19 protein-coding genes are annotated in these 18,310 nt (G+C 59.7%); 15 read left to right on the top strand and 4 right to left on the bottom strand.

Features of this window, described 5'->3' with window-relative positions; genetic code table 11:
* Positions 1-18 precede the first annotated feature (18 nt).
* The 5 genes from QOL81_RS04345 to QOL81_RS04325 all read left to right on the top strand — a co-directional run bounded on the left by QOL81_RS04345 (position 19) and on the right by QOL81_RS04325 (position 5,747).
* Positions 19-1,314, top strand: a complete 1,296-nt coding sequence (locus QOL81_RS04345; protein ID WP_060439614.1) for an HlyD family secretion protein — start codon at positions 19-21, stop codon at positions 1,312-1,314.
* The gene (locus QOL81_RS04340) at positions 1,301-3,418 is read left to right on the top strand and encodes a peptidase domain-containing ABC transporter (protein WP_100396942.1); all 2,118 of its coding nucleotides are present in this window, start codon (positions 1,301-1,303) and stop codon (positions 3,416-3,418) included. Before QOL81_RS04345 ends, QOL81_RS04340 begins: the two co-directional genes overlap by 14 nt.
* 95 nt (positions 3,419-3,513) lie before the next feature.
* Complete coding sequence (locus QOL81_RS04335) at positions 3,514-3,714, top strand: hypothetical protein (protein WP_016927170.1); 201 nt, start codon at positions 3,514-3,516, stop codon at positions 3,712-3,714.
* 86 nt (positions 3,715-3,800) lie between these two features.
* Positions 3,801-4,199, top strand: coding sequence for a type II secretion system pilot lipoprotein GspS (gspS, locus tag QOL81_RS04330; protein ID WP_060420474.1), 399 nt, complete (start codon positions 3,801-3,803; stop codon positions 4,197-4,199).
* A 114-nt stretch (positions 4,200-4,313) separates the two neighbouring features.
* The gene (locus QOL81_RS04325) at positions 4,314-5,747 is read left to right on the top strand and encodes an EmmdR/YeeO family multidrug/toxin efflux MATE transporter (RefSeq protein WP_060439618.1); all 1,434 of its coding nucleotides are present in this window, start codon (positions 4,314-4,316) and stop codon (positions 5,745-5,747) included.
* A gap of 56 nt (positions 5,748-5,803) precedes the next feature.
* Here QOL81_RS04325 and QOL81_RS04320 read toward each other — a convergent pair whose 3' ends face one another.
* Positions 5,804-6,067, bottom strand: coding sequence for a FaeA/PapI family transcriptional regulator (locus tag QOL81_RS04320; RefSeq protein WP_060420478.1), 264 nt, complete (start codon positions 6,065-6,067; stop codon positions 5,804-5,806).
* A gap of 774 nt (positions 6,068-6,841) precedes the next feature.
* On the opposite strand from QOL81_RS04320, the gene QOL81_RS04315 reads away from it, so the two are divergent.
* The 10 genes from QOL81_RS04315 (at position 6,842) to QOL81_RS04270 (ending at position 15,212) form a co-directional block, all read left to right on the top strand.
* Entirely contained in the window at positions 6,842-7,366 is a 525-nt protein-coding gene (locus QOL81_RS04315) for a fimbrial protein (protein WP_060420481.1), read from the top strand.
* A 128-nt stretch (positions 7,367-7,494) separates the two neighbouring features.
* Complete coding sequence (locus QOL81_RS04310; protein ID WP_080432905.1) at positions 7,495-7,998, top strand: fimbrial protein; 504 nt, start codon at positions 7,495-7,497, stop codon at positions 7,996-7,998.
* 56 nt (positions 7,999-8,054) lie between these two features.
* A complete protein-coding gene (locus QOL81_RS04305; RefSeq protein ID WP_060420486.1) occupies positions 8,055-10,595 on the top strand; it encodes an outer membrane usher protein in 2,541 nt (846 codons plus the stop codon).
* Between the two features lie 33 nt (positions 10,596-10,628).
* The gene (locus QOL81_RS04300) at positions 10,629-11,387 is read left to right on the top strand and encodes a fimbria/pilus periplasmic chaperone (protein ID WP_060420489.1); all 759 of its coding nucleotides are present in this window, start codon (positions 10,629-10,631) and stop codon (positions 11,385-11,387) included.
* A 30-nt stretch (positions 11,388-11,417) separates the two neighbouring features.
* Positions 11,418-12,026 (top strand): fimbrial protein, encoded by a 609-nt coding sequence (locus QOL81_RS04295; protein ID WP_060420492.1) that lies wholly within the window; start codon positions 11,418-11,420, stop codon positions 12,024-12,026.
* A 9-nt stretch (positions 12,027-12,035) separates the two neighbouring features.
* Entirely contained in the window at positions 12,036-12,527 is a 492-nt protein-coding gene (locus QOL81_RS04290; RefSeq protein WP_060420495.1) for a fimbrial protein, read from the top strand.
* A 15-nt stretch (positions 12,528-12,542) separates the two neighbouring features.
* Positions 12,543-13,034: a fimbrial protein gene (locus QOL81_RS04285; protein WP_060420498.1), complete on the top strand. Its 492-nt coding sequence runs from the start codon at positions 12,543-12,545 to the stop codon at positions 13,032-13,034.
* Positions 13,035-13,048: 14 nt separating this feature from the next.
* The gene (locus QOL81_RS04280) at positions 13,049-13,603 is read left to right on the top strand and encodes a fimbrial protein (protein ID WP_369819288.1); all 555 of its coding nucleotides are present in this window, start codon (positions 13,049-13,051) and stop codon (positions 13,601-13,603) included.
* Positions 13,604-13,642: 39 nt separating this feature from the next.
* Positions 13,643-14,485 (top strand): MrpH family fimbial adhesin, encoded by an 843-nt coding sequence (locus tag QOL81_RS04275; RefSeq protein ID WP_060420501.1) that lies wholly within the window; start codon positions 13,643-13,645, stop codon positions 14,483-14,485.
* Positions 14,486-14,606: 121 nt separating this feature from the next.
* Entirely contained in the window at positions 14,607-15,212 is a 606-nt protein-coding gene (locus tag QOL81_RS04270; protein ID WP_060420504.1) for a helix-turn-helix transcriptional regulator, read from the top strand.
* Positions 15,213-15,256: 44 nt separating this feature from the next.
* On the opposite strand, the gene QOL81_RS04265 is transcribed toward QOL81_RS04270, so the two are convergent.
* The 3 genes from QOL81_RS04265 to QOL81_RS04255 form a co-directional block, all read right to left on the bottom strand.
* The gene (locus QOL81_RS04265) at positions 15,257-15,436 is read right to left on the bottom strand and encodes a hypothetical protein (RefSeq protein ID WP_038872213.1); all 180 of its coding nucleotides are present in this window, start codon (positions 15,434-15,436) and stop codon (positions 15,257-15,259) included.
* The gene (locus tag QOL81_RS04260) at positions 15,433-15,618 is read right to left on the bottom strand and encodes a hypothetical protein (RefSeq protein ID WP_060420507.1); all 186 of its coding nucleotides are present in this window, start codon (positions 15,616-15,618) and stop codon (positions 15,433-15,435) included. The genes QOL81_RS04265 and QOL81_RS04260 overlap by 4 nt, the downstream gene beginning before the upstream one ends.
* 229 nt (positions 15,619-15,847) lie before the next feature.
* Positions 15,848-18,220, bottom strand: a complete 2,373-nt coding sequence (locus tag QOL81_RS04255; protein ID WP_060420510.1) for a glucose/quinate/shikimate family membrane-bound PQQ-dependent dehydrogenase — start codon at positions 18,218-18,220, stop codon at positions 15,848-15,850.
* Positions 18,221-18,310: the final 90 nt, after the last annotated feature.

Here is an 18,310-nt window from a genome sequence, read left to right as displayed (position 1 = left end):
GCATGCGCAGGTCTTCCTATGAGTGATAATAAGAGTAGAAATATTTTCCGCCAGGAGGCGGTCAATTATCAACGTCAAAGATGGACCGGCAGAGCGCTGCTGATTTCCGGCGCGTCCAGCTCTGTGATTGCCGTGACGTGCCTCGTTTTTATTCTTATTTTGGCGAGCGCGCTCTATTTTTGTGAATATACGCGCAGGGTGGATGTCGAGGGGGAGGTGATCAGCATTCCGCATTCGACGAACGTTTTTTCTTCCCAATATGGCTATGTGAATCGGTCTTTCCACCAGGCCGGTGATGTGGTGGAAAAAGACGAGCCGCTGTATATCATCGATGTTTCCAGAAGCACGGCCTCGGGTAATGTCAGCCATATTGCCGCGGGTGAAATCAACAAGCAGATCGGCAATCTGGATTCGATCATCAGCAAGCTGAAAAAAAACAAAGACGCGATGCTGGAGAACCTGAGAAAACAGATCGACAGCTATGAGATAGCGTATAAAGAAACGGAAAAACTTAACCTCAGTGCCAGAGACGGCATGGAAAAAATGAGGGAGAGTTTGAAAAACTATGAGCATTACCTGACGAAAGGGCTGATTACTAAGGATCAGTTGAATTATCAGCGTTCGCTCTTTCAGCAACAGCAGAGTTCCTATCAGGCGCTCAACAGCCAAAAGATTCAGCAGAATATCCAGCTGTCGCAGCTGCGCAGCGATCTGCTGATTCGCGCCGCCGATTACGACAATCAAATATCGCAAAGCGAATCGCAACGCAGCGAGCTGCAACGCCAATTGGCGGAATCCAACGCCGGCGACCAGGTGATTATCAAGGCGCCGCTGAAGGGGAAAATCGAGTCGCTGAGCGTGACCGCCGGGCAGGTGGTCGAGAGCGGCAGCAGCCTGGCGCAGATCAAGCCGATTGAAAACATCAAATATTACCTGGTGTTGTGGCTGCCGAATAACAGTTTGCCCTACGTGAAAATCGGCGATGGCATCAACATTCGCTACGAGGCTTTTCCCTCGGACAAGTTCGGCCAGTTTCCGGGGCGCATTGAATCCATCTCTTCGGTTCCGGCTTCTCCGCAGGAGATGGCGGAATACAGCAGCGGCAATAAAAGGGAGCGGAACGCCTACTACAAAGTGTTGGCGTCTATCAGCGACACGCAATTCAGCGACAAAGGGAAATATCTGGAGATCAGCAGTGGGCTGCAGGCCAGGGTGATTGTGTTCCTGGATAAGAAACCGCTTTATCAATGGGCGGTCGCGCCTTTGTATGACATAAAAAACAGCGTGGTGGGGAGAGTCGATGAAGGATCATAATCTTTTTGAACGGATCAACGAAAAGTTAACGTTCTCTCTGCGTAAACGGGTGCCGAGCATCTTGCAGTCGGAGTCATCGGAGTGCGGCCTGGCCTGCCTCGCGATGATCTCTTCTTATTACGGATTTAATGTGGATATGCTGAGCCTGCGACAGCGATTCGGCATTTCCACCCAGGGCGCGACCCTGGGCACCCTGTCACAAATCGCGGCGCAAATTCAGCTGAAGACGCGGGCCTTGTCGCTGGACATCGATGAAATCAATCAGCTGAAAACGCCCTGCGTATTGCATTGGAACATGAACCATTTCGTGGTGCTGGTTAAGGTTCAGCGCGCGGGCTTTGTGATTCACGACCCTGCCTTCGGGCGCCGAGTGATTGGCCTGCAAGAGATGTCGAACCATTTTACCGGCATTGCGCTGGAGCTGTGGCCCGACAAGGCTTTTCAGCAAGAGACCTTAAAAACCCGTTTACGCCTGCTGGATTTGATGAAAAATATCGAGGGGCTGCCGGGGACGCTGCTCAAGATTTTTGCCTTATCGCTCGTCATTGAGTCGGTCAACCTGCTGCTGCCCGTGGGGACCCAGCTCGTGACCGACCATGTCATTCAGGCTCATGACTACAGCTTGCTGACGGTCATCTGTTTGGGGCTGATCTTCTTCACCCTGTTTCGCGCCGTGGTCAGCATCGCCAGGGCCTGGATTTCCATCGTGCTGGGGACGCTGACCGATATCCAGTGGAAGACGACGCTGTTCGAACATCTGCTGAAGCTGCCGCTGGACTTTTTCGAGAAACGGCACCTGGGGGATATCCAATCGCGGTTTTCCTCATTGGATGCGATCAGAACCACCTTTACCAATAATATCGTCGGCGGGATCATCGACGGCATCATGACGGTCGGCTTGTTCGTGATGATGATGGTCTATGGCGGCTGGCTGGTCTGGGTGGTGTCAGGCTTCACCCTGGTCTACATCCTCATCAGGATGATGACCTACCGCACCTACCGCCAATTCTCGGAGGAACAAATCGTCAAGGCGGCCAAGGCCAACTCGCATTTCATGGAGACGCTGTACGGTATTTCCACGGTCAAAGCGCTGGGCATCAAGGAAACGCGCTCCAGCTATTGGCTCAATTTGAATGTCGATGCCGCCAATACCAATATCAAAATCACCCGTTTCAATATGATGTTCGGCGGGATCAATACCTTTATCACCACGCTCGATCAGGTGGCGATACTTTGGCTCGGCGCCATGATGGTCATCGACAATTCTATGACGCTCGGCATGTTCATGGCGTTCAACGCCTATCGCGGCCAGTTCTCGCAGCGGGCTTCCAGCCTGATCGATCTGGCGATCGGCCTGCGCATGCTGTCGCTGCACAATGAGAGGATATCCGACATCGTCTTTACCGATGCGGAGGCGGAGTCCGCGCCGCGGCAGGTCTTCGAACCGGGCAAGGGGGTTGCCGTTGAGGTTAAAAACCTCACCTATCAATATGACGCGCTGTCCCGGCCGATCTTTAAAGACCTGGATATCCGCATCGCCGCCGGCGAGAGCGTCGCCATCGTCGGGGCGTCAGGCGTGGGGAAAACCACCTTGCTGAAGGTCATGTGCGGCTTGCTCAACCCGACCTCGGGAGAGATCCTGGCCGACATGATGGATATCCATAAAATCGGCGTGAATAACTACCGCAATGCGATCGCCTGCGTGTTGCAGGACGACCGGTTATTCTCCGGCTCGATCGCGGAAAACATCAGCGGCTTCGAGGTCAACGCCAATAAAGAGTGGATTGTGGCCTGTGCGATGCACAGCAACATTCACGAGGAAATCATGCAGATGCCGATGGGGTACGAAACCCTGATCGGAGAGTTGGGGAACGGCATCTCCGGCGGGCAAAAGCAACGTCTGTTTATTGCACGCGCCCTCTACCGGCGACCAAGCGTGCTGTTTATGGATGAAGCGACCAGCCATCTGGACGTTGAGAATGAATTGGCGATCAATCGGGCGATATCTTCGCTGAATATCACGCGCGTGATTGTCGCCCACAGAAAATCGACGATCGACTCGGCGGATAGGGTGGTGGCGCTGGGGGCCGCGAGCGGCGGCTAACGCTCGCCCGGCAACCCAGGCTGTCCCCGCGGCCAAAATCGCGGTAAAATGCAGCAGTTGACCTTATCGCACGCCATCAGGCCGCCGTACTCGCTATGAAAATGCGCAAACCGCGCCGTCCGCCCGGGCGGTGGATCTATTACATCCTGCATGAAGACATGCTGTGGCCCTGCCCGGTCAAATGGGAGTGGGAGAGCGGCTATAACGCCTGGCTGCCGTTTTACTATTCCCCCACGCTGGAGTTCGTCGCCGGCAACCCCGCCCGCGCCACCAAGGTCAGCAGCGGTCGGCGTTAAGCGGGCAGCGCGTGCTGCTCGCCTTGCCGCCCGGCATCCGCTCACCTAAGATCATTGCATCACCCACAGGTTTTCCGGGAGCTCCCATGTCTACTCTGTTTCGCACTTCTCTTTGCGGCGCGGTGGCGTTGCTGCTGCTGGCGGGCTGTCAGCAAACGGCGCATAAACCGACGCCGCCGCTGCAGGCGCAGTTGGATCACATCGCTTCGATGCTGGCCGGCGGGCACTTCCTGCGCGTGGACTGCGGGCGCAGCGATGTGCCGGACGATGTCAAATTGCAACGCACCGCGATGCGAGCGGCGCAGCATCGCGGCTGGGATACGCAGGCGGCAGGGTATCGGCAGCTGCCGGCGCTCACCCAGGCGCGCTACCTGACTCTGCAGCAGGACAATCAGCTGCTGACGGACAAATGCACCACGCTCAGCCGCAGCACCGCACGCTTTATCGCGGCGGCGCAGGCCGATCAGGAAGACTACATGGAGTAGCGCGACGGTGTGCCTTTCGGGCGCTCGTCGCGGGCGCCCAAAAATTCTTTGCAGGATAACGATTTATCGCTCATCATTTGAAATGATGTTTCACTTTTATCCATCGAGCCCACCTTGAACCTGTATGCCGCCCTGCGTCAGCGCGTGGAAAATACGCCCTGGTACGCCAAACGGAAAAGCTACCGCGTGCTGTTCTGGCGCGAAATCACGCCGCTGGCGGTGCCCATTTTTCTGGAGAACGCCTGCGTTCTGTTGATGGGGGTGCTGAGCACCTTTCTGGTGAGCTGGCTCGGTAAAGAGGCGATGGCCGGGGTGGGGCTGGCGGACAGCTTCAACATGGTGATCATCGCCTTTTTCGCCGCGGTAGATCTCGGCACCACCGTGGTGGTGGCCTTCAGCCTCGGCAAGCGCGATCGTCGGCGCGCGCGCGCGGCGGCGCGTCAGTCCCTGGTCTTGATGACCGGCGTGGCGCTGCTGTTGGCGGCAGGCATCCATCTGGCGGGCGAACCGATCATCGATGTGATCGCCGGGGCGGCCTCGCCGGAGGTGAAGGCGCTGGCGCTCTCTTACCTGCAGACCACGGTGTGGAGCTACCCGGCGGCGGCGATTGCGCTGATTGGCAGCGGCGCATTGCGCGGCGCGGGCAACACCAAGATCCCGCTGCTGATCAACGGCGGCATGAATATCCTCAATATCATCATCAGCAGCATTCTGATTTACGGCATGCTCGGCTGGCACGGGCTGGGCTTCGTCGGCGCCGGGCTGGGGCTGACGATTTCCCGCTATATCGGTGCCATCGCCATTCTCTATGTGCTGGCGATCGGTTTTAACCCGGCGCTGCACATCACGCTGAAAAGCTATTTCACGCCGCTGAAGATGAGCATCCTGTGGGAAGTGCTGGGGATCGGCATTCCCGCCAGCGTCGAATCGGTGCTGTTCAACGGCGGCAAGCTGCTGACGCAGATGTTCGTCGCCGGCATGGGCACCAACGTGATCGCCGGCAACTTCATCGCTTTTTCTATCGCTTCGCTGATCAACTTGCCGGGCAACGCGCTGGGCTCTGCCTCGACCATCATCGTGGGGCGGCGGCTCGGCAAAGGCGAGATCGGCCAGGCGGAGCGGCAGCTGCGCCATATTTTCTGGCTGTCGACCCTCGGGCTGACCGCCATCGCCTGGGGCACGGCGCCGCTGGCCGGCGTCTTTGCCGCGTTCTATACCTCGCAGGATGACGTAAAAACGGTAGTGAAAACCCTCATCTGGCTCAACGCCGCCTTTATGCCGATCTGGGCTGCTTCCTGGGTGTTGCCCGCCGGGCTGAAAGGCGCGCGCGACGCCCGCTTCGCCATGTGGGTGACGATGCTGGGCATGTGGGGCTGCCGCGTGGTGGCCGGCTATGTGCTGGGCATTGAACTGGGCATGGGCGTGGTGGGCGTCTGGCTGGGGATGTTTCTCGATTGGGCGGTGCGCGGCGCTTTGTTTTACTGGCGCATGGTCAGCGGGCGCTGGCTGTGGAAATATCCGCGGGTCAGGCGCACGGACGCCGGATAGTCTCGTCCGTGCGAAGCCTGCCGGTAGCCTGGGGGACACCGGCAGGAAAAACGCGTTCAGAGGGAAGGGTACCAGCGCAACGACTTATTGACCGGCCCCGGCGTGACCAACACTTTGCCCCGGCCGGCCAGATTCAACAGCAGGTTGCGCGCCTGATAGATGGTGATGTCGTTAGACTCGGCCAGCTGGCGAGTGGTGGGCCACTCGCCGGGGGGCGGGGGGGCCGCACCGTTGGCCACAGGGCAGAGGCGGTGCAGCGTGGTTAATAAATGCTGCTGCAGGTTTTGTAATTCTTGTTGTTTTGGCGTGCGTTTTATCATGTCAGCCTCCCTTAAGCCTCAGCCGAGTTTTGATATAACGGTAAGCGTCTCCCGGACAATAATGCTCTGTTCCGGCAATACCCTTCTTGAACCGGTCGCGAACGCCTGCCTGAACCCGATATTTCCGTTGCGATAATCCCGCGGCACTCACCGATCAGAAGGGGTAACGGGGTGGCTAAATGCTCAGCCTGCTGTATGTAATGGCTGTAATTCATATCTTTTCTCCATTATTTACTGCCCGGTGCCGGTTTTTACCGGACCGAATTGATAAGCCTCCCTTTCCTTTTCCGGATCATTATAACGCAAATAGAAAAAAGGCGATCAATAATGTCGCATGATATATATTTTACGAGATAATTGACTGGCGTTGTTAATTTTACGATCTGTTGTTTCGCAAAAATATATTTGCCCTGTGGTTTTTGGGCTTATATCTCGTATTTATTGCTTTTGCTGGAAATGACTTTTCAAATTGTCGCGGTTTTTGTAACAATATTCGGGCCAAGACAAGCGAATAAGTTAAATCTTAGTGTAATTTTCATGATGGGTAGTAAATTTTGTGGAAATTTAAAGATTTGATTTTTTTCTTTCTCGTCAGCGTGAGTTTTGCTGAATACCTAAAATGGGTAATGATGAAATAAAATACGCGGTTTAATTATCGTGAGGGTTTGCTTTGTCTGCGGATAATACCGTTTTCATTCTGGATTATATAAATAACTGTTAAAGGAACGGGAGCGATCCTGCGCTTTTTACATAAATTAAAGGAATAAGTGAATTATGAAACTGAACAAAATCATGCTGGCAGCGGCTCTGGCGTTTGGCGTTTCTTCTCTGGCGCATGCCGGCGATCAGGGGCATGGCAAAGTGACGTTTACCGGTTCCATTATTGATGCGCCTTGCTCCATTTCTCCTGAGACCGTGGACCAGACCGTGGATATGGGCCAGGTTTCCAACGTTGCGTTGAAAAATGGCGGCAAATCGGCGCCACGCCAGTTCGATATCAAACTGGAACAGTGCGACAACTCGACGCTGAAAACCGTCACGACCACCTTCGAAGGCAAAGCCTCTGCCGCCAACAAGGATCTGCTGGGCATCGTCGGCACCGCCAGCGGCGCCAGCATCGCCATCACCGACACCGCCAGCAATCCGATCAAGCTGGGCACCGCCACGGCTCCGCATAACCTGGGTGCCGGTACCAACACGCTGCGCTTTGCGGCTTACCTGCAGGGCGACGGCGCTTCCGCCAGCGTGGTTCCGGGTGATTTCACCGCCGTAGCCGACTTCAAGCTGGCTTACCAGTAAGCCTGCGCCATTGGCGTGACTTTTTGCATGCGGGGGTTCCCCGCATGCATTTTTCCAAGATGGAAGGGCAGTTGTCAGGAGGTTCAGTGCGCCGATTTATTCACCCTTTAGTGTCTCCTTGCATATTGATGGCCACGCTGATGAGCCCGGCCGTGTCGGCGGCGCCCAGCTCTCAAGGCTGGGGGCGCGTAAATATGCAAGGAGCCATTATTGATACCGCTTGCGCGATCGCCGCCGGCAGCCGCGAACAGACTATCGATATGGCCGTAATGCCGACGGGAAATATGATGCGTGACGGTTTGGGCAATACACATGCCTTCACCATTGAATTAATCAACTGCACGCTTGAGCGCCCGAAGCCGAATTTACCGGACTGGCGGCAGTTTCAGGTGGTTTTCGACGGTGATGCCGAGGGCGATTTATTCGGCGTGCACGGCGAAGCGAAAGGCATCGCGCTGCAAATATCCGATGGCCTGGGGAATATTGCCGCGCCAGGTCGGCCGTTGCCGCTTGGCGATATAACGCCAGGCAGCATGTCGCTTAATTATTCCATAAAGCTGGTTGCCAATAATCAACCGATGCGTGCAGGGGATTATTTTTCCGCCGTGCGTTTTAAGCTGGATTATTACTGAGCGCTGCGATTGCGGCGAGCCGCAACGCCAGAATTATACGATATAAGGTTAGGGATATGATGTTGTCGCCTGCTGGGAAGCTATTTCGTTTTCAGGTGCTGGGGTTATGTATCACGCTGGCGCTGGGAAGTTCATCAACGTGGGTATATGCCGAAGACGGTATTCAGTTTAATGCCGACATTTTGGACGTGAACGATCGCAAAAATATCGACCTAAGCCAATTTTCCCGCAGTGGATACATTATGCCGGGAAGTTACAGCATGGTGGTTCATCTCAATAAAAGCGAGTTACCCGAGCAGAAAATCCCTTTTTATCCGCCGGACAACGAACCTGACGGCAGCCGCGCCTGCGTCGGCAAAGCGCTGGTCGATCAGCTGGGGCTGAAATCGGCGGCGATGCAAACGCTCACCTGGTGGCATCAGGGAGAGTGTCTGGATGAGTCCAGCCTGAAAGGGATGGTGTCGCGCGGCGATCTGGCGACGGGCGCGCTGTATTTAAGCGTGCCGCAGGCCTACCTGGAATACAGCTCGGAAGACTGGGATCCGCCGTCGCGTTGGGATGAAGGCATTCCGGGCCTGCTGTTCGATTACAACGTCAACGCCCAGAGCCGGCAGCAGCAGCAGGGCGGTACGCGGGGGTACAGCGTCAGCGGCAACGGCACCGCCGGCGCCAACCTCGGCGCCTGGCGCCTGCGCGCCGACTGGCAGGGGCAGGTGAACCATCAGACCGGCAGCGGGCAATCGACCGACAAACGGTTGGACTGGAGCCGTTACTACGCCTATCGGGCCGTTTCCGCGCTGCGCTCGCGCCTGACGTTGGGTGAGGATTATCTGGATTCGGGCATTTTCGACAGCTTCCGCTTCTCCGGCGTGAGCCTGGTGTCGGACGACAACATGCTGCCGCCTAACCTGCGCGGCTATGCGCCTGAGGTGGTCGGGGTCGCCAAAACCAACGCCAAGGTGACGATCAGCCAACAGGGGCGGGTGATCTATGAAACTCAGGTGGCGGCGGGGCCGTTTCGCATTCAGGACATCAACGACGCCATCAGCGGCGAACTGGACGTGCGGGTGGAGGAGCAGGATGGCAGCGTGCAGGCGTTCAAGGTCAACACCGCCAGTATTCCGTACCTGACGCGCCCCGGCTCGTGGCGCTTCAAGCTGGCCGCCGGCAAACCTTCGGACTGGCAGCACCATTCGCGCGGGCCGCTGTTCGGCACCGGCGAGTTCTCCTGGGGCGTCAGCAACGGGTGGTCGCTGTATGGCGGGGCGCTGCTGGGCGGCGACTATAACGCGCTGTCGCTGGGGATAGGCCGCGACCTGATGATGTTCGGTGCGCTGTCGTTCGACGCCACTCAGTCACGGGCGCGGTTGCCGCAGCGGGATGAGACGCTGAGCGGCGGCTCTTATCGCGTGAGTTATTCGAAAACCTTCGACGAGCTGGACAGCCAGGTCACCTTCGCAGGCTATCGCTTCTCGGAGGAGGACTTCATGAGCATGGGCGAATACCTTGATGCGCGCTATTACGGCAGCCGGGTCGGCAACAACAAGGAGATGTACACCATCACCTTCAACAAGCAGTTCCGCGACTGGGGGCTGAGCAGCTATCTCAACTACAGCCACCAGACCTATTGGGATCGTCCGTCCAACGATCGTTACAACCTGACGCTGTCGCGCTATTTCGATCTCGGCGAGATAAAAAACCTGAATCTGTCGCTGTCGGCCTACCGCAACCGCTACAACGAAACCAACGACGACGGCGTGTACCTGTCGCTGTCGATGCCGTGGGGCAACGGTGCCACGCTCAGCTACAACAGCACGGTGAACCGCAATGACAACACGAACCGGGTGGGGTACTACCAGCGAGTCGATGAGCACAACAACTATCAGCTGAGTGCCGGCAGCTCGCGCCGCGGCGCCAACCTGAGCGGCTACTACAACCACGAGGGCGATGCGGCGCGCCTGAGCGCCAACGCCAGCTATCAGGAAGGACGCTACAGCGCCGTGGGGCTGTCCGCGCAGGGCGGCATGACGCTGACGCCGGAAGGCGGCGCGTTGCACCGCGTCGGCATGATTGGCGGCACGCGCCTGCTGCTGGACACCAACGGCGTGGCCGGGGTACCGGTGCGCGGCTACGGCAGCACCGTCAGCACCAACCGCTTCGGCAAGGCGGTGGTGGCGGACGTCAACAGCTACTACCGCAACAAGGCCAGCATCGATCTGGACAAGCTGGGCGACAACGCCGAAGCCACCCGCTCGGTGGTGCAGGCCACCCTGACCGAAGGCGCGATCGGCTACCGTCAGTTTGACGTCATCGCCGGCGAGAAGGCAATGGCGATCGTCAAACTGGCGGACGGCAGCACGCCGCCGTTCGGCGCCACGGTGCTTAACGCCCGTAAACAAGAAACCGGCATCGTCAACGACGGCGGCAGCGTCTACCTGAGCGGCATCAACGCCGGCGAGATCATGACGCTTCACTGGAGCGGCGCGGCGCAGTGTCAGGTGCAGCTGCCTGCCACGCTGCCGGCCGACATGCTCACGCGTACGCTGCTGCTGCCTTGCCGGCCGATCGCCGCGGCGCCGGCCGAGCCGGTTGAATAAATTCATCATCCTGAATTTGGAGTTATCGACAACATGCAAACTTTTTCTCTGAAAACCGCGGCGGTGCTCGTGTTGCTGGGCGCCACGGTGTCGCAGCACGCGCAGGCGGCGATCGCGCTCGACCGCACCCGGGTGATCTTCGACGGCGGCCAGAACTCGGTCAGCCTCAATCTCAGCAACCAGAACAAACAGCTGCCGTACCTGGCGCAGGGCTGGCTGGAGGACGAGCAGGGCAACAAGATCCAGAGCCCGCTGGTGGTGTTGCCGCCGGTGCAGCGCATCGAGCCGGGCAAACCGAGCCAGATCAAGATCCAGGCGCTGCCGGCGGCCAAACAGCTGCCGCAGGACCGCGAGACGCTGTACTACTTCAACCTGCGCGAGATCCCGCCGAAGAGCAACAAGCCCAATACGCTGCAGATCGCGCTGCAGACGCGCATCAAGCTGTTCTACCGCCCGGCCGCTATCGTGCCGAGCCGTACCGACATGGCGACGCCGTGGCAGGAGCAGTTGACGCTGACACGGCAAGGAGAGCGCTACCAGGTCAATAACCCGACGCCGTACTACATCACCATCGTCGATGCGGGCAGCAAAAAGGGCGGCGAGGGCGTGAAGGGGTTTGAGCCTTTCATGATCGCGCCGAAAAGCCAGGCGAGCCTGACCGTCGGCGCAGCGGCGCTGGGCGGCAGCCCGGTGCTGACCTACATCAACGATTACGGCGGCCGGCCGCAGCTGAGCTTCAGCTGCAGCGGCACGAGCTGCAAGGTGGTGCCGGAGAAGCGGACGGCTTCATAACCCGCGCTGTGAGCCATTCAGGGGTAAAGGATGAAACGAGAACGGAAAAAAATCGGCGCAGGCGCGTTGCTGCTGGCGCTCAGTCTGGGCGTGATAGCGATGCCGCCGGCGCAGGCTGACGAGGTGGACAACTGGCAGGTAGAGGGCGCCAATGGCGTGCTGCAGGTGTACGGCGCGCTGACGGAGAGCGCCTGCCGGTTGGAGATGACCAGCGCGCGGCAGGACATCTGGCTGGGTGAGACCGGCACCGCACGGTTGCGGCAGGTCGGCGATCGCGGGCAGCCGGTGGCGTTCGAACTGCGCTTGCAGGATTGTCTGCGCACCCCGGGCGGCCAGCGTGATGCGCGCACCGGCGCGTTGACCTGGGCGCCGAATCAGCCGGCGGTGACGGTCAGCTTCGGCTCGACGGCGGACAGCGACAACCCGCAGCTGGTGAAAGCGCAGGGTACCACCGGGCTGGGGCTGCGCCTGCTGGACGGCCGCGGCCGCGACGTTCGTCTGGGCAGCCGCGGGCAACCGCTGCTGTTGACGCCGGGGCAAGATGCATTGAGCTACAGCGTGACGCCGGAGCGAACCGCGGCGCCGCTGATGGCCGGCGCGTATCGGGCGACGGTGGATTTTAGGCTGAGTTATGACTGAGGCGAGGCGATGGCACAGAAGATAACGCGTTGCCGGGCAGCGTTCTGGCTGGCGGGGATGCTGGCGCTGGGCCAACTGCCGGCGCAGGCGACCACGGTGAACGTGCGGGTCACCGTGCTTTCGCCCCCCTGCATCATCAACGGCGGGCGCCCGATTGAGGTGGACTTTGGCGATGAGGTGATGACCACCCGCATCGACGGCGCCAATTATCGGCGGGCGGTGAATTACACGCTGACGTGCAGTGGGCAGAGCAGCAACGGGCTCAAGCTGCAGGTGCAGGGGGCGGCGAGCGGTTTCGACGGCCAGCTGCTGCGCACCAGCAAGGACGGGCTAGGCATTGCGCTGCTGAACGGCGGCCGCCGCTGGCCGGTCAATCAATGGCTGAGCTTTACCTATCCGGCCGCGCCGACGCTTGAGGCGGTGCCGGTGAAATCGGCTTCCGCCAGGCTGACGGCGGGCGAGTTCACCGCCGGCGCCACCATGAAGGTGGATTACCAGTAACGCGGGAGCGAGAGCATGAAACAACGTTTTACGGCGAGCGTGCTGCTGTGCGCCGCGATGGCGTGCCCTTTCGCCTGGGCGGAAAAAACGGTCGACATGCAGTTTCGCGGCACGCTGATCGCGCCGCCGCCCTGCACCCTTAACGACGACGGGATCATCGACGTGGACTTCGGCGATCGCGTCGGCATCAACAAGGTTGATGGCGTGAACTACCGACAAACCATCGGCTACCGCATTCGCTGCGAACCGGGGATCGGCAAATGGGACATGTTGCTGAGCCTGACCGGCACCGCCGCGACGTTCGACGAAGCGGCGGTGCAAACCAATCGGCGCGCTCTGGGGATCCGCATTTACCAGAACGCCCAACCGTTCAAAGTGGGCAGCGCACTGCCCGTCGATCCCGCCAAACCGCCGTTGCTGGAAGCGGTGCCGGTCGGCAAACCGGGCGAAGCTTTGACGGAAGGCGCATTCGAGGCCGCGGCGACGCTGCGGGCCGACTACCAATGAACAAGGAGGCGCGCGTGAAAACAATACAAGCCCGCCGCCGGCCAGGCGGCCACGGAGCCATCGGCCTGCTGTTGCTGACGCTGGGCGTGAACGGCGCGGCGCACGCGGTGGACAACCTGCGCATGCACGGAGCGCTGGTGGCGGAGCCTTGCGTCATCCAGCCGGGCGACGAAGACATCGAGCTGGATTTAGGCACGCTGGTCGACAAATACCTGTACCTGAACCAGCGCACGCAGGGGCAACCGTTCGAGCTGCGGCTGACGGAGTGCGATCTCAGCCTGGGCAAGACGGTCTCGATCACCTTCAAAGGCACGGAGAATGCGCAGCTGCCGGGGCTTTTGGCACTGGCGGCGAGCAGCCAGGCGCGCGGGATCGCCATCGGCATGGAAACGCCGCAGGGGCAGCCGTTACCGCTCAACAGCGCCGGCGGCAAGTACCCGTTGCAGAACGGCAGCACGGTAATCGGCGTGCAGGCTTATGTGCGCGGCGAACCGGAAGCGATCGCGAAGCGAACTATCGGTCGCGGCGCTTTCAGCGCCATTGCGACTTTCAGTCTGGATTACCAATGAGCGCCGGGCTCCGGCACCACAGAATAAGGATATGACGCGATGCAGCGTGTTCACTTCAGATGGATGTACTTACTGCTTGGCCTGCTGCCGGGGCTGTGCTCGGCGCAAATATACTCGTACGTGACCAAGAGCACCGGCTCCCCCAGCAACGCGTCCTATGAATTTGTGCTCGAAAGCTGGGATACGGACGATTCGTCGCCCAATCCCTGTTTCCAGCAGGCTCAGTGCGCGATTGGGATTAACCACCGGCATACCAGTTCTAACACCGGCGGTAATGCAGGCGTGTCGCCATCCGCTTATGTCGTCGGTTCGGCACGTTATCCGCAAATTACCAAATTGGCGACGATGGGCGAGCTCAGTCGCTTTTACCAGAGCATCAATGCGCTGCCAATAAAAGGCTCGACTTTCCACAATGGCGAAGCCATTACCCAAGAGTGTGTTGGGCTGTTTTACAACACTCGTTCAGGCTCTGGGGTCGGTGACAGCAATGCGATCCTGATGCCCGGTAGCATCTGCGGCATCGTACCGCCGCCGGTCGGCGTGTGTGGCATCGATGAGCAACAGCTCGATCTGAACCACGGTGTGTTGTCGGACACCGAACTGACGGGCAACACGGCGCGCGGCAGCCTGCGCGTGGTGTGTTCGCAGAAGATGACTATCGTCATGTATATCCGCGTCGGCAGCAATGGCCGCCTGGAGCTGGGGAATTCCGGTGTCTACAGCACGCTACGGGTCAATGGCGCTCTGGGTAACCAAGGTTACCAGTTCACTGCGGATCCGCGTGGCGTCACGGTGCCAATCACTTCCACGCTCGGCGTGACCGGAACGGTCAAGGCCGGCGATTACTCGGGGCAATCGGTCGCCATTCTGGCGCTGCCGTAGCCGCATTACCCCCGCCGCGCGCCGGTGCGATACCGCGTTATGTCGTTGAGCCGCCCGCCATCGGGGGGATGGCTCACGCTCGGCGGCGGCCGGGAAGGATTATTTCAAAGGGAGCGTGCCGATGGAAAGCACCATCACTCTGGCGTTTATCGATAATGACCGTTTCTTTATCGAAGGATTGCAGCGGCTGCTGCTGGCGTATTTTTCGCGCCGAGGTATGCGGGTTCAACTGCTGGACGCCGCACAGGCGCACCGGGCGGATATGGTGTTCCAGTCCGTGGAGCGAGACTGGCAGGCGCGTTTCTGCCTGCGTTCAGTGAGCGGCAGCCGACCGATCAACTTTGCGCTGCGTGAGCCGGGCGATATTCGTTGGCGCGATAAGCCGCGTTGCATCAGCGAAACGGGGGTGATCTTCCGCAATGACTCGCCGGACAGCGTAGTCAGACAGCTGGACCTGGCGCTGGCGGCGCGGGCGCAAAGCGGGGCAGCGCACCGCTGCCATTGGTGCGAACGGCAGCGCATTACCCGCCGCGAGCAGGACGTGATGCGCTATCTGGCCTGTGAATTGCCGCAGACCACCATTGCGCGCAACCTGCACCTGAGCGTGAAAACCGTCAGCAACCACAAACAGGCGGCGATGAGAAAACTGGGTTTCAAACGCAACGCGGATCTCTACCACTGGCTGCGAATGGGCGGGTTGAAAACCGTAGAGCGGCCGCGAGGGTGACGGCGCGGCTCAGGCGCCAGACCTACGCCTGAGCCGCTGCGGCGTCAATACAGCAGGGTCATCGCGCTGAAGAACAACAGCGTCAACGCGATGATGATGACGTTTTGCGTGGCTTTGCGCACCAGCTTACCGGCGCTCAGACGGCTGTCGATGACGTAGAGCAGCGGCACCATCAGTAGCACGTAGGCAAACATCAGCATGGCGGTAAAAGGCTGCACATTCATTCCGGCGGCTCCTGTGGGTCATCTTGGCCGATCAGGTGCACCAGCACGGCCTCTGTTTGATGGGGAAGCCCGACAAAGGGCGAATGGACGGGGTGAGCCGGCTCGAACGGCAGGCCGGCGCGCCGCGTCTTCACCGCCGCTTGCAGGATCTTCTTTTGGTGTCTTTGCGTGTGGTCGACCATGCGCCTCCGAATAGGGCCGCCCGCAGGCGGCCGACTGCCATATTGCCCATTAAGGTGGAGAAGGATTGCGGGCCACTGCCGGGGCCACGCACTCATAATATTGCGAATGATAATTATTATCAATAATGAAAATGAAAAAATTAAGGGTATTGCGGGCGGCGCATCAGGCGGGGCGTAAAAAGAAAAAGCACGCCTTGCGGCGTGCTTTGCAGGGTATTACCGGTGGCGGTTACTTCTGATCGGGCAGCGCGTAAGCGACCACATAGTCGCCCAGCTTGGTGCCGAAGGAACCGTGGCCGCCGGCGTAGATCAGGACGTACTGCTTACCGTTGACCTCATAGGTCATCGGCGTCGCCTGGCCGCCGGCCGGCAAGCGCGCTTCCCACAGTTTCTCACCGTTGGTCACGCTGAAGGCGCGCAGGTAGTTGTCTGCGGTGGCGCCGATGAAGAACACGTTACCGGCGGTGGTCACCGGGCCGCCCAGCATCGGCATGCCCATTTTGAACGGCAGTGGCAGCGGGGAGCTGTCGCGCACGGTGCCGATGCGTTTTTTCCACACGATGTCGTTGGTTTTCAGATCAACGGCGGAAATGTAACCCCAGGCCGGCTGTTTGCACGGCAGGCCGAACGGTGACAGGAACGGGTTCAGGGTAACGCCGAACGGCACGCCATACTGCGGCTGGATACCGGTTTCGGTACCGCTGCCGCCCTTGTCGCCTTCCGGCGGCTCAATCGGGTTGCCTGGGCCGCGTGGGATCAGTTTGGACACGAACGGCAGCGCGATTGGGTTGGCGATGGCGATTTCGCGATCGGTATCGACGGCCAGCCCGCCCCACTCGAACATGCCGAGGTTACCCGGGAACACCAGCGTGCCCTGCTCGGAAGGCGGGGTGAAGGTGCCTTCATAACGCAGGCTGTGGAACATCACGCGGCAGACCAGCTGGTCATAGATGGTCGCGCCCCACATGTCTGCACCGGTCAGTTTCTTCTCAGGGCGGAAGGTCAGCTCGGAGAACGGTTGGGTCGGTGACAGGCGATCGCCTTTGGCCGGCCCCTGCGGTACCGGTTTCTCCGGCGCCGGCACCACCAGTTCGCCGTTGGTGCGGTTCAGCACGAAGATGTTGCCGGTTTTGGTCGGCACGTAGATGACCGGCACTTTTTTACCGCTCTTGTCGGTAATGTCCGCCAGGGTCGGCTGCGCTGGCACGTCCATGTCCCACAGGTCATGGTGAACCGTCTGATAGAACCAGGCCAGCTTGCCGGTGGAGGCGTTCAGCGCCAACAGGCCGCTGGCGTAGCGCTCCATTTCCGGGGTGCGGTTGCCGCCCCAGATGTCCGGCGTGGCGACGCCCATCGGCAGATAGACGATATCCAGCTTGGCGTCATAAGCGGCCGGTGCCCAGGAGTTCGGTGAGTTCGGCACGAAGTGATGCTCGTCCGCCGGGATGGCGTTCGGATCTTTCGCGCCCGGATCGAAGGCCCACAGCAGCTTGCCGCTGTTGACGTCGAAGCCGCGGATCACGCCGGAAGGCTCACGGGTGGAGTAGTTGTCGGTCACGGCGCCGGCGACGACGATCACTTTATCGGTGATCACCGGCGGCGAGGTCGGCTCGTAGTGGCCCGGCGTCGCATACGGCATGTTGCTCTGCAGGTTCAGTTCGCCGTTGTTGGCGAAGTCCGGGCACGGTTTGCCGGTTTCGGCGTCCAGCGCGAACAGGCGGCCGTCGTTGACCGGCAGAATGATGCGGCGTGCGCACATCGCCGGTGCTGCGTTGCCGGCAGCGTCTGCGGCGGCAGCGGTTTCGTGGTAAGACACGCCACGGCAGGTGATGTGCTGGAAGGTCGGGTTGTACTTCAGCTGCGGATCAAACTTCCATTTTTCTTTACCGGTGGCGGCATCCAGCGCAAACAGCTTCTGGTGCGGCGTACACATGTAAAGGGTATCGCGGATCTTGATCGGCGTGACTTCGTTGGTGATTTCACCCGGATCGTTGGCGGTCTTCAGATCGCCGGTCTGGAAACGCCAAACCTCTTGCAGCTGGCCAACGTTTTTGTCGTTGATCTGGCTCAGCGGCGAGTAACGGGTGCCTTCCTGGGTGCGGCCATAGGCCGGCCAGTCGGCGCCGGTGGTGTCTTTAGGCTGCACCTGCGCGGCGTCGAGGGTGCCGTTGATCTCTTGCGGATCGTTGAACACGGCATAGGCCAGCGCAATGACGGTGATGACCAGCGCGGCGCTCAGCGCACCGTAGGCGAACTTGCCGTTGGCGACCAGCTTACGGTAGATAAACGGCAGCACCAGCCACAGGCCGAAGAAGAAGGTGACGTCCAGACGCGGCGTCAACGCCCAGAAGTCCGGGCCGACTTCCCACAGGGCCCAAACGGTGGTGCCCAACAGGAACACGGCGTACAGCAGCAGCGCGGTGGCGCGGCGGCGGAACAGCAGCCAAGAGGTCGCCAGCAGCACCAGCCCGGCGATGATGTAATACAGCGAACCGCCCAACTTGGCCAGCCAAATGCCGCCGCCGAGCAGATAAAGCCCGCTCAGGGCGGCAAACAGCGCCGTTATGACGATAAGCGGCGATAGTGACGCTTTATTTTGCATAGCAATACCCTTACCAAAAATGAAAGTCCCCGATTTAGAGATTAAGCCAAATCGGAAAAAACACGCGGTTTCTCCCTAATATTTCAGCGG

The sequence above is a fragment of the Serratia sp. CC22-02 genome (genome assembly GCF_900182895.1).
Classification (GTDB): Bacteria; Pseudomonadota; Gammaproteobacteria; order Enterobacterales; family Enterobacteriaceae; genus Serratia; species Serratia nevei.
Note: the sequence above shows the minus strand (reverse complement) of the source record. Positions and strands in the feature narration are given on the sequence as shown.